This window comes from uncultured Flavobacterium sp. (genome assembly GCF_963925415.1).
Lineage (GTDB): Bacteria > Bacteroidota > Bacteroidia > Flavobacteriales > Flavobacteriaceae > Flavobacterium.
The window spans coordinates 24,715-38,339 of the sequence record NZ_CAWUTS010000045.1 but is presented as its reverse complement, the minus strand read 5'-3'; the positions used below and the strand labels follow the sequence as shown (position 1 = coordinate 38,339).

Below are 13,625 nucleotides of genomic sequence, written 5' to 3'. Positions count from 1 at the left end.
TCTTTTATTTTTTCATCTTGTAAAGGTGTAGAGGCAATGGCGCAATCTAATTGTCCGTTTTTTAATCGTTTGATTATTTCTTCTGTCGTTTGTTCTTCAATAATTAAATTTACTTTAGGATATTTTTTTATAAAATTTGTTAAAAACATAGGTAATAAAGTAGGCATTACTGTTGGAATAATTCCAACTCTAAATTCACCACCTATATATCCTTTTTGTTGTTCAACTATATCAATAATGCGGTCTGACTCGTTAACAATATTTTTAGCCTGACTGACAATTCTTTTTCCAATTTCAGTTAATTGTATCGGTTTTTTACTACGATCAAAAATTTGAATTTTTAATTCTTCTTCTAATTTTTGAATTTGCATACTAAGAGTTGGTTGTGTAACAAAGCATTTTTCTGCAGCAAGTGTAAAATTTTTATGTTCAGCAACTGCTAAAACATAATTTAATTGAGTAATTGTCATTAAATAGTTATTTTCTATAAAAATAATAAAACTATCAATAATGCTTATATTAAAAAATGTTAAAATTTGAAGTAATTTTGAATTATACAAATAAAGTAAAAAATATGAAATAGAATAGTTTAGGTTTAACAGTAAAGATTCAGAAGCAGCTCAATTGGTTTCAGAATTATTAGTAGGGTTGCTTAAAATTTGAAGAGACATTTTAGAAAAAGCAAGTCAAATAAAAGATGAGGTTACAAATTAAATGATGAGTGACTTAATTGTTGAACAAGAAAAAAACAATTTGGATGTTAAAAGCTTGGATGGAAGAAGAAATATAATTCATAAATATTAAAAAAACCTTATTATTAAATAGATGAAATTTTTTTAATATTTTTTTATGAATTTTATCAAAATCATATTGTACTTTCGCAGCAATGAAATTTATGTATAAAATAGTTTTAGGAATTTTTATTTTATTTTTAGCAACACCAACAATAGTGTCTGTTATTGATAAAGATATTGATATTTCATATTTTTTCAAATTAGGTGAAGAAGAAACTTATTCTGCATTTAATGAAATTAAATCAATTCCAACTATTTATTCAATTCCATTAGTTATTGATTTTGAAGGTATTCAAAAAGTTAAATATTCTATTTTAAAGGATAGAAAAGTTAACTCTATTAAACCTAAAGTTTTCCTTCCACCGCCTGAATTAATGTAATTTTTTCAAAAACTTCATTTAGTTGAAGTGTAAAATTATTATTTAATTCAAAAAATCATTTATGTTTAAAACATTAAAAAATGACTTACCAGCGAGTATAGTCGTATTTTTCGTTGCATTACCGTTATGTCTTGGTATTGCATTAGCAAGTGGAGCACCACTTTTTTCAGGATTAATTGCAGGTATTATAGGTGGAGTAGTTGTAGGTATTTTAAGTGGTTCTAAAATAGGAGTTAGTGGTCCAGCAGCAGGTTTAGCTGCAATTGTATTAACTTCAATAGGAACTTTAGGAGGTTTTGAAAACTTTTTATTAGCAGTTGTATTAGGAGGTGTTATTCAAATAGTTTTTGGAATTCTTAAAGCCGGAATAATTGCTTATTATTTTCCATCATCTGTAATAAAAGGAATGCTTACTGGAATTGGAATTATTATTATTCTTAAACAAATTCCACACTTTTTTGGATATGATGCAGAAGCTGAAGGAGCAGATAATTTTATAGAAAAATCTGGAGAAAATACATTCTCAGCCATAGCACATATTTCTGATAATATTATTTTAGGTTCATTTATAATGGGACTTATTGGATTAGGAATTTTACTTCTTTGGGACAAAGTATTATCAAAAAAAGGAAAAATATTTTCAATAATTCAAGGGCCTTTAGTGGCCGTTATTTTGGGTATTATTTTTTATGTAATTACTAAAGATAATAGTACATTAAGTATTGCACAATCACATTTAGTTAGTGTTCCTGTTCCTGATAGTTTTAATTCTTTTTTAGGCCAATTTAGTTTTCCAAATTTTGGTGCAATTACAAATATTGAGGTTTGGATTGTAGCTTTTACAATAGCATTAGTTGCGAGTTTAGAAACGCTTTTATGTGTTGAAGCAACAGATAAATTAGATCCAGATAAAAATGTAACACCAACAAACAAAGAATTATTTGCACAAGGCACTGGTAATATAATATCTGGAATGATTGGTGGATTGCCTATAACACAAGTAATTGTAAGAAGCTCGGCAAATATACAATCTGGAGGAAAGAGTAAATTATCAGCTATAATTCACGGGTTATTACTTTTAATATCTGTTATTATAATTCCAACTTTATTAAATATGATACCGTTATCAGTATTAGCTGCAATTTTATTAGTTGTTGGATATAAATTAGCAAAGCCAGCCTTATTTAAAACTATGTATGATTTAGGTTGGAAGCAATTTTCACCATTTGCAGTTACTGTTTTAGGAATTGTATTTACAGATCTATTAAAAGGAATAGCTTTTGGTTTAGTTGTTGGTTTAGTTGTAATTCTAATTAAGAGTTATCAAAACTCACACTTTTTACATAAAGAAAATAAGAGTAATGGAGCTGAAAAAATGAAAATGACTTTAGCAGAAGAAGTAACCTTCTTTAATAAAGGAGCAATTTTAAAAGAATTAGATAGACTTCCTAAAAATTCATATTTAGAATTAGATGTTAGAAAAACGAGGTATCTAGATTATGATATTATTGAAATTTTAGAAGATTTTGCCATAAAAGCAAAAGCAAGAAATATTAATATCAAATTAATTTCAGAAAGAGGAACTGTAGAAAATCCACTTAGTTATATAGAATTCTTTAAATTAAGACCATTAAAAGAACAATTTACAAACTAATAAAACAAAACATATAATAATATGAAAGCACATACAAGAGAATCTCAAGCAACAATGACTCCACAGAAGTCATTAGAATATTTAAAAGATGGAAACCAAAGATTTCAAAATAACTTAAAAACAAACAGAAACTTATTAGAACAAGTAAATGATACTAGTGATGGTCAATTTCCATTTGCAACTATTTTAAGTTGTATTGACTCTAGAGTGTCTGCAGAATTGGTTTTTGACCAAGGTTTAGGTGATGTTTTTAGTGTTAGAATTGCAGGTAACTTTGTAAATGAAGACATTTTAGGAAGTATGGAATTTGCTTGTAAATTGGCAGGATCAAAACTTATTGTTGTTCTTGGTCACACAGCATGTGGTGCAGTAAAAGGCGCTTGTGATGGAGCTAAAATGGGTAATTTAACTAAATTATTAGAAAAAATTACACCAGCAGTAAACGCAGTAAAAGAACCAACAGATGTAAGTATTAGAAACTCTAAAAACGAGCAGTTTGTTGATGAAGTTGCTAAAGTAAACGTACAATTAACTATTGATAGAATTTATGCTGAAAGTCCAATTTTAGCTGAATTAGAAAAAAATGGTGATATTAAAATTGTTGGAGCTATGTATGATGTTAATACAGGGGAAGTAGCATTTTTTAACTAACTAATTACTATACTGAAATCCAATTCGTTTATTTAGTAAACGAATTGGATTTCAGTATTTTTTTATATTTTCAATAATGAATATTTTCAAATACATATAAAATAAAAACTTTATTAATTGTCTTTTTAATGCCTTTTTGTTTTTATAGCCAAGAAAATGATTTAGGAAATTGGTTGATTTACATCGGAAGTAAAAAACTAGAAAAAGGTTTTGATATCCATAATGAAGTACAATATAGAAATTATAATACCATTGGAGATTTGGAGCAACTTTTATTGAGAACAGGTATTGGATATAATTTAACCGAAAACAATAATAATGTCCTTTTAGGGTATGGTTATATTTTATCAAAAAATTATATAATTGATACTGATAAAAAAAACAAAGTAGAAGAACATAGAATTTTTCAACAATTTTCAACAAAACAAAATATTGGAAAAGTTGGAATTATTCACCGTTACCGATTAGAAGAAAGATTTGTAGAAGATGATTTTAAAATGCGTTTTAGATATTTTTTAGGGATAAAAATTCCACTTCAAAATAAAGAAAACAGAATCAATTCATTCTACTTATCTGCTTATAACGAAATATTTTTAAACACTAAAGCATCTGTTTTTGATAGAAATAGAGTTTATGGAGGTTTAGGCTATCAATTTTTAAAAGATTTAAGATTTGAATTGGGTTATATGAATCAAATTTTTAATACTTCAAGTAGGGATCAAATTAATTTAATTGCATTTGTAAATTTTTAAAAGTTAATTCTTCTAATCTTATTAAATTAAACCGTATTTTTATTGTAAATTGTTGTAATTTAATGTAATCAATTTATAATAATAACAATAAATGTTTAAAAATAAAAACCTATTTACCAATATTAAAGGAGATTCATTTGGAGGAATAACTGCTGGTATTGTAGCTTTACCATTAGCCTTAGCCTTTGGAGTTTCCTCAGGATTAGGTCCAAGTGCTGGATTATATGGTGCAATATTTTTAAGTTTTTTTGCAGCTCTTTTTGGTGGTACAAATACACAAATTTCTGGACCAACTGCACCAATGACAGCAGTAAGTATGGTTATTATAGGTGGAATTATTGCATCAAATGATGGTAACATATCTGTTGCCTTGCCTATTATATTAACCGTTTTTTTATTAGCTGGGTTTATTCAGATTGCTCTTGGGTTTTTAGGTATGGGTAAGTATATAAAATATATTCCTTATCCTGTAGTTTCTGGCTTTATGACGGCTATTGGAGTAATTATTTTGATTACTCAAATTCTACCCGCAGTAGGCTATTATCCCAAAAAAGATATAGAATTTGTCAATGAATTTAAGCCTCAGGCACAAGAAATTATACTTCAAAACATATTAGTTGATGAAGCCGGTGAGGGCTTACTCGTTTTAGAGAATTTTAAAGAAACAGTTTTAAGAGCAAATGACATATCACCTGAAGAAGTTTTAAATGAATCAAAAACTTTGGCTGGTAAAGAGGCTTCTGGTGTTATTGGTGCTTTAAAACTAATTCCACGCGCCTTAAAAAACATCAACTGGTTAGAGCTTATTTTGGCACTTTCTACTATATTAATTATATATGGGTTTAAACGAATAACAACAACAATACCAAGTACTTTGGTTGCTCTTGTATTGGTTTCTGGAATGTCAATTGGATTTGATTTAAACTACATTTCAATTGAAACAATACCAAGCGGCTTGCCTATTCCTAATTTAGAAATATTTACAAACTTTAATTTAAGTTCTGTGACACCCTATGTTTTTTCAGCTTTAACCTTAGCTTTATTAGGGGCTATAGATTCACTACTGACCAGTGTAGTTGCTGACAATATGACTAAAACAAAACACGAGCCTAATAAAGAATTAATAGGGCAAGGTATAGGAAATAGTATTGCTGCAATTTTTGGCGGAATACCAGGTGCTGGTGCAACAATTAGAACGGTTGTTAATATAAAATCTGGTGGAAAAACAAGCCTTTCTGGAATGATAGCAGGAGTATTGTTATTGTTTATTTTACTTGCATTAGGTCCAATTGCCTCAAAAATTCCTGCAGCCGTTTTAGCCGGTATATTAATTACTGTTGGGATAGGAGTGATGGATTATAAAGGTTTAAAGGCCATCCCTTTTTTACCAATAGATGTAAAAATAGGCCCTCTCAAATTGAGCTCTGAAGTTATTATTATGATTGTAGTTATGCTGCTTTCTACATTTTGGAACTTAGTTTATGCTGTAGGTATAGGGTTGGTTTTTGCCTCGTTATTATTTATGAAAAAAATGGGAGATATAACTGCCGCAAATTCAAAGATAAATTCATTAACTATAGAAGAAGCTTGGACAGATGAAAAAAATTTTCCAATACTTTTAAAAGAAGAAGTTTTTATCAAACACATAAATGGACCATTATTTTTTGGTTCTACCCATGAGTTTCAATCTTTAATAAAACAAATTCCGTCTTCAGCTACTGCTGTAATTATAAGGATGGATAAAATGGATTATTTAGATCAATCGGGTCTTTATGCTATTGAAGATGCATTAGTTGAATTGAGAAAAGAAAATATAGATGTACTTTTGGTTGGCATTCCAAAACAGCCAAAATATATGATGGACCGAATTGGCATTATACCAGATTTGATAAATAAGGAAGTTGTTTTTGAGTCTTTTTCTGAAAGCATGCAATGGGTAAAACAAAATGTAAAAAATATTGAATAAATAGTAAAAACATGAGTAATTTTTATAAAAAAATATTAGATAATAATAAAAAATGGGTAGATGAAAAGTTAAAGATCAGCCCTGATTATTTTAACAATTTAGCAGAAGGACAAAGTCCTCCCTTATTATGGATTGGATGTTCTGACAGTCGAGTTCCTGCAAACGAAATAATAGGAGCAGAACCAGGTGAAGTTTTTGTGCATAGAAACATAGCGAACATGGTTATTCATTCAGATATGAATATGCTAAGTGTTTTAGATTATGCAGTTAATGCTTTAAAAGTAAAACATGTAATTGTTTGTGGCCACTATGGTTGTGGGGGTATTAAAGCAGCAATGGGCAATAGTTCGATAGGAATAATAGACAATTGGATCAGACACATAAAAGATATTTACAGATTTCATCAAAAAGAATTAGATGCTATTGAAGACGAAACATTACGTTTCAATAAATTTGTAGAGTTTAATGTAAAGGAACAAGTATTTGATTTAGCAAAAACGTCTATTGTTCAAAATGCATGGAATATGGGTCAAGATTTACAAATACACGGGTGGGTTTATGGACTAAATTCGGGTTATGTAACCGATTTGGGTGTAAATTTTAACTGCGATAAAGATTTAGACGATGTATATCAGTTAAAATTTTAAACTTATTCCTCTAAGTTTTCATTAAAAGCAGAAGGTAATAATTGCGGAATATATTTAATTAATATAGGCAACAATAAACTACCACCAGGAAGTAAAAAAATAGTTAATGACGGTATAGATTTGCATATATCGAGTAGCTGTTTTTTTACTTTCTTTTTTTCATCTTTACTCAAATCTGAAGTTGTTGATTTGGCTAAAAGAAAAACCAATTCTTTGCTTTCCCTAAGCTCTTTGGTTAATCGTTTTGCATTTCTTGTGATAAGTTTGGTTACATTTTTATTAGATTGATCGTAAAAATGCTTTACAGGATTGGAATAATTAAAATAAGGAATTTCTTTTTTATATTTTTTGATGTACGCATCAATGCTATCTAAACTAATTTTATATTCAAAATCTACTATATGTAATTCAGTACAAAGACTATATAAATATGCTTTTTCTACAGTGCTTAATTCATCATCACTCCACATAGCCATTGCGGCTATATCTAATAAATAAAGTATTTCAATTATAGAGTCAAATTTTCCAAATTTTGATTTTTCAAATTTTTTGCTAGTAAATTTGGTATATCGAAGCGAATTTTCAAATAACTTAATTAAAAGGGTGTCATATTGCGTTGGGTTTTCTTTAATAGATAATGCATTAGAAACCAAAACAATAGTACTTTCTTCTACACTTTTTAAATAAGTTATAGGATTTTCTTCTAACTCTAAATATTTTTTAAATGCCAAAATATCCATAAACAACAATGCGTTTGTTATGATATGTGAAAAATTTTTAGCAAAAATATTTTCGTTTGTTTGTATTCGCGTTGCGATGCATTCTTCTAAATTAGGATTAGATTTAGCAAATATAGAATTGCCTTTTTGATGCAAATACGTGTAAAATGAGATGGCTTTTTCAATAAAAACACTTTGGTCATCTGATTTTGTAACAATTTTATAAAGGGAAAACAGCGAATTTAATAAAGCAATTTTAGTTACTTCTTCACTTGAAAGTTCAGAGGTATCGGTTTCATTTATTAAATTGATTCGGATTACGTATCCATAAATAAAACCTGATGTTCTTACATCATGATAAAAAGTCAATAAGTCGTTATTATAATCCTTATAATTCGATTCGTTTTCTAAAAAAAATTTTTTTATCCAACCGTTTGCTGATGGGTTAATCATGATGTTTTGTAAAACGCAAATATATGAAAATACTATGCTATTTAGAAATTAAGTTTCGCTTTTTAAAAAGCTTAGTAGCTATATAATAATTTTTTTTAAAATGGGTACAGTTCAAAAAAAGGCATCAATAATTATTTAATAGATTTAATAAATTTAGCTTATATTAAAATTGTTTTAATCCATTTTATAGTATGTGATTTTATAAAAGTAATTTGTAAATTTGAATTTAATTAATAAAGTCTATGAAAATTGTAATATCACCTGCCAAATCCTTAAATTTTGAAAGTTTGTTACCTACAACTTCCTTTACTGAGCCTCAATTTTTAAAAGAAGCTAACACCATTCAAAAAACATTAAAAAAGAAAAATCCAAGGCAATTGATGGATTTAATGTCTATATCAGAAAAATTGGCAGACTTAAATTGGAATCGCAACCAAGAGTGGCATATGGCTTTTACAACAAACAACGCTAGGCCTGCAATTTTTACCTTTGATGGAGAAGTGTATTCGGGTATTGATGCGCATACAATTTCAAAAAACAAATTAACTCTTTTACAAGACAGATTACGAATTATTTCGGGTTTGTATGGTTTATTAAAACCGTTAGATTTAATGCAAGCCTATCGTTTAGAGATGGGTACTTCTATACAAATAGGAGCGGATAAAAACCTATACGAATTTTGGAAAAAAACCATCACTAACGCTTTAAATGTCGAATTAATTCAAGGTGAATTATTTGTTAATTTGGCCAGTAAAGAATACTTTAGTGCTATAGATACTAAATCATTAAAAGTACCTGTTATTACACCAGAATTTAAAGATTATAAAGACGGAAAACTAAGAATGATAAGCTTTTTTGCTAAAAAAGCAAGAGGTTTAATGGTTCGTTATATTATCGATACCCAAGCAGAAACTATTGACGATTTAAAAGGCTTTGATTATCAGGGTTATGTTTTTGATGCTAATTTAAGTAATGAAAATACCTTGGTTTTTACACGATAACTTTTGCGTTTTTTTTTTTTTAGATATGACCAAGTGGTTCACTGTGGCATATAAAACTTAATTATGTGTTTTGAATAATTAAAAAACATATAGGCATTCCAATAGTTATATTTATTGGAAAAGTTATAGCAAGGGCCATGGGTAAAAAAAGACCAGGATTTACTTTAGGAACTGCTATGTATGAGGCACTAGCTGCTAAAATTGCAAATAAAAATCGGTTACCAGTATCATGGGTTATAAATGAACTTAGTATTGCAACTAGGCTTCCATTAATTATAGGGATCAACATTGCAAAAATAATAGAAAAAAACCAAAAGAGAAAAAAGTTTTTAGCTTTCGGCCACTTGTTATTCCCATGTCTAAAAGGAAAATAGTAAGAAATCCTTTAAAAAGATCATTTGTAAATGGTTTTATTCCTTCTGCTTGTTTTGCATTGGCTAAATAACCTATAATTAAACTTCCAATAATTAATAATACACTTCCATTTGTAAATGAATGTTTAACTGCAGTTCGTTTCTTTATTGGCTCGTTTTCATCTTTATTAAATATAGAAATTAGTAAAAGACCAATAATGATTTCAGGAGATTCCATTAATGCCATAATGCCAACATGTGGACACAAACTACTAAATCTTGTGATTCAAGATAAGACACTGCTGTTACAAATGTTACCGCACTTACAGATCCATAAGCAGCAGCTATAGCACCCGCATCAAAAGTACTAAGCTTTGTTTTCAAAATAAAGAAGGTGTAAAAAGGAATCATAATTGATATGCTAATTCCAAATGCCATAGACCATCCAATTTCGCTTGTAAAAGTTTCGTGTGACAATTTCAGACCTCCTTTAAACCCTATAGCAAATAAAAGATACAGTGATATAAATTTTGATGAATTAGGAGGTATTTCCAATTCACTTTTTAATACACAGCCAGTATACCAAACACAAAAAACAGTAACGCGGGGTTTGTTAAATTTTCGATGAGTAAATTTAAATTCATAGTTTTATTTGTTTCTTATCTGTTTTTTGAAAATTTTAATCTACTCCCACTTTTACTTTCATTAAAAACACCGTTATCATAAACTAAGGTTCCATTTACAAATGTTTTTACAATTTTGCTTTTAAATAATTGATTTTCAAGTGGAGACCATTGGCATTTGTAAAGAATATTTTTAGGACTTACCATCCATATGTTATTTAAATCTATCATTACTAAGTCGGCATAATATCCTTCTCGTATATAGCCCCGTTCTTTTATTCTATAAATTTCAGCAACGTTATGGCTCATTTTTTCAACTATTTTTTCTAAACTTATTTTACCTTCATGAAATAAATTAAGCATAGCTGGTAAGGCATGTTGAACTAGAGGGCCACCTGACATGGATTTAAAATAGGTGCCGCTTTTTTCTTTTTGTGTATGTGGTGCGTGATCCGTTGCAATAATGTCGATTTTATTATTTAAAAGTGCAGCCAATAATCCGTTTTTGTCATTCTCCGTTTTTACAGCTGGATTCCATTTAATTTGAGCGCCTAATTTATCATAATCTGCATCAGAAAACCAGAGATGGTGAATGCAAGCTTCTGCCGTAATTCGCTTTTCTCTTATAGGCATGTTATTATCAAATAATTGAGCCTCTGCTGTCGTAGACACATGAAGTAAATGAAGGCGTGTGTTATGTTTTTTAGCTATTTCCAGCACACGTTTTGTTGCAGATAAACAAGCTTCTTCGCTTCTTATTTTTGGATGAAATTTAAATGGAATATCTTCACCGTACAATTCAAAATACTTAGAGGTGTTATTTTTAATGATTGCATCATCTTCACTATGCAACGATACTAAAGAATTTGTTCTTGAAAAAAGTATTTCTAAAAAAGCAGGATTATTTGCTAAAATTCCGTCATCATTATTAAAATAAAGGCCATCATCAGTTATTCCGCAAACATTTTCATTATTTGTTTTTAAAACCTCTTCCAAATTGTTTTGGTTTATTCCCATAAAAAAAGAATAGTTTGCCAAAGAAGTTTTTGATGCTTTGGTATATTTTTCTTCCAAAAGCTTTTGAGTAAGTGTGTTGGGAAGTGTATTTGGCATATCCATATACGAAGTTATTCCTCCTGCAACAGCCGCTTTAGATTCAGAATAAATGGTGCCCTTATGTGTTAAACCTGGATCACGAAAATGTACTTGGTCATCTATTACTCCCGGCATTATATAAAGGCCTTCAGCATTAATTTCATTATAGTTAGTATTTGTAAGGTCAATATTTACTGCTATTTTTTCAATTCTTTCATTTGCTATTAAAATATCAGCCCTATTTATATTGCCTTCGTTTACAATAAAAGCATTCCGAATGATTGTTTTCATGTGCTATTTCATTATTGCTCTTTGTAAGCGATCATTTATGGTTTTACCCAAACCTTTGTTTGGAAATTTTTCAGCAATAATGATATCCAAATTACATTTATCCAAACGATGTAATGCAGCATATAACTTTTGGGCTGCTTCTTTTATATTTCCATTTTCAGACAATACTTCTTGGATTATATTTTCGGTGTTTAACAGTTTATTATTAAAAAGTAGTAGGCCAATTTTTTTATCCGAAAAACTTTTTAATAATTCGGTCACATTGTTTGTCAGATATGTATTTGTCATTGGTGCGTAATGACGTGAACTCATACCTGGTGCATTGGGCTTATTGTTGTTGTTTGTAGTAATTGATAGTTTTCCAACTATTTGCTCAATATCTTTTATACAAATGGATCCATGTCTATACAATACCGGTTTATTATCTTCAAAGCCAATAATAGTAGACTCTACACCGCTTTCGCATTCACCACCATCTAAAATTACCTCAAGTTCATCTTTAAAATAACCTAATACATGTGCTGCAGTTGTAGGGCTAATAGATCCATAAGGATTAGCACTTGGCGCGGCTAATGGAAATGTAAGCTCATTTAAAAGAGCTAAAGCTATTGGGTGATTTGGAACTCTTATAGCTACGGTTTCTTTTCCAGCAGTAATTAAGTCTGAAATATGAGTTTGTTTTTTTAAGACTAATGTTAATGGACCAGGCCAAAATTTTTCGGCAAGTTTTAAACCCATATCTGGAATATCACACGCTATAGTATTTAAATATGAAGCTGCCTTAATGTGAATGATTAAGGGATTATTATAGGGTCTCTTTTTTAATGTAAATATTTTTTTTATAGCACTTTCACTATAAGCATTAGCGGCTAAACCATAAACGGTTTCAGTAGGCAAAGCTATGATGTTATCATGAATTAGTGACTGTTTAGCTTTGTTTATATCAGTTGTTATCAAATTGTGTTTTTAGGGGTTGCAGTTGTCACAAAAAGTAGGGTCTTCTGAATTTTTGTTGTTTGGAAAATGTTCTTCTTTTGAAAAAGAACATTTATGGCAGCTGTATATTTGACTTAATGTAGATCGAGTTGGTAAACGGCATAACAGACATGGTAACCCATGTTTTAAAGCTGTTATTTCAAATCCAGGAGTATTGCAGCCAGGGCAATTTGAATTAATTTTGCTAGCTAATTTGGTGGTGGCTTTCTGTATCACTTTCATTCGTGACGGATTATGGAGTGCCCTCATATCCGTTTCTACATAAAAACTACCATTTTGTTTGATAAAATGGGTATATACTTTAGATAATTTAGTCCAAGTCTTAATTCCCTTTTCAATTTCGTTAAAATCAGTATCTGTTTTTCTAACAATTAGTCCGTGGGATGGAAATTTAACATTTTTGGCAAATTCAGCTAATTCATTTTTGCTGGTAATAAACGAACTGTTAAAATTTGTTTGCGTACTTATTTCTCTTACAATAATTTCTAACTTATTTTTTTTGTCAATAAAGAGTAAAAACTCATCATCTGCATGAACAAAGAAAAGAGATGGATGAGGTCCAAAAGAACCTTCACTTGCCACAGCCATATCGCATTTTGCTAACTTCATTGCTGTCAAGCATTTTTTTCTAGCTGTTGCTATGGGATCCTCTTTTCGTTCTACTTCTCCAGTAAAGGTTCCTAGTTCATCTGTATCTAGATCAGGTATAACGATGCAGTTTACACCTAACTCTCGTTTTAAAATTGGTGCAATTACTTTTTCTTTATTGTGTTTGGTAGCTATTACTAAATCTCTTCCTTTGAACATCTTATTTTTATGATTTAAAAATATTTATCTTGATTTTAGATGTTATTTGTAGGGTTTCATTATTTAATTTTGCTTCGTCTATTAGTGTAGATATAATGTCCATACTTTTTTTTAATTCAGGAATTCTTTTTACGGCTGAAACGTCCTCTTTTCCAAAACGTTCCTCCAAACTGAAGTTTTTGTTTTCATTAAAATGTATTTTATTTAAAAAAATATGCATTAGTATTTCTTTAGCTTCATCGGGTAAAAAATGACCATCAATGAGTTTCAATTCGTTTGTTTTTTTATTTTAGCTTAATTAGCCTAACCTAAACCATTTTTAGTGAGTAATTTGATTTTTAAAAATCATGTAACCTGCTTAATCTATTTGTTTATTACTTTTTTTATTTGTACAAATTTCGTGATTTTTATTCATTAATTTATATTTATATTTGTAATCAAAT

General features: G+C 29.2%; 13 protein-coding genes and 1 pseudogene. 7 read left to right on the top strand and 7 right to left on the bottom strand.

Going from position 1 to position 13,625, the window contains the following annotated elements; translation table 11 throughout:
• Positions 1 to 470: LysR family transcriptional regulator (locus AABM47_RS03860; protein WP_338409610.1), on the bottom strand; the 470-nt coding region annotated here is incomplete at its 3' end.
• A 425-nt stretch (positions 471 to 895) separates the two neighbouring features.
• Between AABM47_RS03860 and AABM47_RS03855 the strand changes: the two genes are divergently transcribed.
• From AABM47_RS03855 to AABM47_RS03830, 6 genes are all read left to right on the top strand, one after another.
• Positions 896 to 1,174: a hypothetical protein gene (locus AABM47_RS03855; RefSeq protein ID WP_338409609.1), complete on the top strand. Its 279-nt coding sequence runs from the start codon at positions 896 to 898 to the stop codon at positions 1,172 to 1,174.
• Between the two features lie 61 nt (positions 1,175 to 1,235).
• Positions 1,236 to 2,828 carry a SulP family inorganic anion transporter gene (locus AABM47_RS03850; RefSeq protein ID WP_338409608.1) on the top strand — a complete coding sequence of 531 codons (1,593 nt, stop codon included), beginning with the start codon at positions 1,236 to 1,238 and terminating at the stop codon, positions 2,826 to 2,828.
• A 21-nt stretch (positions 2,829 to 2,849) separates the two neighbouring features.
• Positions 2,850 to 3,479, top strand: coding sequence for a carbonic anhydrase family protein (locus tag AABM47_RS03845; protein ID WP_338409607.1), 630 nt, complete (start codon positions 2,850 to 2,852; stop codon positions 3,477 to 3,479).
• Positions 3,480 to 3,607: 128 nt separating this feature from the next.
• Positions 3,608 to 4,231, top strand: a complete 624-nt coding sequence (locus tag AABM47_RS03840) for a DUF2490 domain-containing protein (protein ID WP_338409606.1) — start codon at positions 3,608 to 3,610, stop codon at positions 4,229 to 4,231.
• Positions 4,232 to 4,322: 91 nt separating this feature from the next.
• Positions 4,323 to 6,197: a SulP family inorganic anion transporter gene (locus tag AABM47_RS03835; protein ID WP_338409605.1), complete on the top strand. Its 1,875-nt coding sequence runs from the start codon at positions 4,323 to 4,325 to the stop codon at positions 6,195 to 6,197.
• An 11-nt stretch (positions 6,198 to 6,208) separates the two neighbouring features.
• Positions 6,209 to 6,844 (top strand): carbonic anhydrase, encoded by a 636-nt coding sequence (locus tag AABM47_RS03830; protein ID WP_338409604.1) that lies wholly within the window; start codon positions 6,209 to 6,211, stop codon positions 6,842 to 6,844.
• 2 nt (positions 6,845 to 6,846) lie between these two features.
• Here AABM47_RS03830 and AABM47_RS03825 read toward each other — a convergent pair whose 3' ends face one another.
• Positions 6,847 to 8,016: an LETM1-related biofilm-associated protein gene (locus AABM47_RS03825; protein WP_338409603.1), complete on the bottom strand. Its 1,170-nt coding sequence runs from the start codon at positions 8,014 to 8,016 to the stop codon at positions 6,847 to 6,849.
• A 242-nt stretch (positions 8,017 to 8,258) separates the two neighbouring features.
• Here AABM47_RS03825 and yaaA point away from each other — a divergent pair, with 242 nt between their 5' ends.
• On the top strand, positions 8,259 to 9,017 hold the full coding sequence (gene yaaA, locus AABM47_RS03820; protein WP_338409602.1) for a peroxide stress protein YaaA: 759 nt from the start codon (positions 8,259 to 8,261) through the stop codon (positions 9,015 to 9,017).
• A gap of 61 nt (positions 9,018 to 9,078) precedes the next feature.
• On the opposite strand, the pseudogene AABM47_RS03815 reads toward yaaA, so the two are convergent.
• From AABM47_RS03815 to AABM47_RS03795, 5 genes and pseudogenes are all read right to left on the bottom strand, one after another.
• A pseudogene (locus AABM47_RS03815) lies at positions 9,079 to 10,014 on the bottom strand (sodium-dependent bicarbonate transport family permease).
• 15 nt (positions 10,015 to 10,029) lie between these two features.
• Entirely contained in the window at positions 10,030 to 11,379 is a 1,350-nt protein-coding gene (locus AABM47_RS03810; protein ID WP_338409601.1) for a dihydroorotase, read from the bottom strand.
• A gap of 3 nt (positions 11,380 to 11,382) precedes the next feature.
• Complete coding sequence (locus tag AABM47_RS03805) at positions 11,383 to 12,336, bottom strand: L-threonylcarbamoyladenylate synthase (RefSeq protein WP_338409600.1); 954 nt, start codon at positions 12,334 to 12,336, stop codon at positions 11,383 to 11,385.
• A gap of 9 nt (positions 12,337 to 12,345) precedes the next feature.
• Entirely contained in the window at positions 12,346 to 13,182 is an 837-nt protein-coding gene (locus AABM47_RS03800; protein ID WP_338409599.1) for a DUF6671 family protein, read from the bottom strand.
• Between the two features lie 7 nt (positions 13,183 to 13,189).
• Complete coding sequence (locus AABM47_RS03795) at positions 13,190 to 13,453, bottom strand: hypothetical protein (protein ID WP_338409598.1); 264 nt, start codon at positions 13,451 to 13,453, stop codon at positions 13,190 to 13,192.
• Positions 13,454 to 13,625 lie beyond the last annotated feature (172 nt).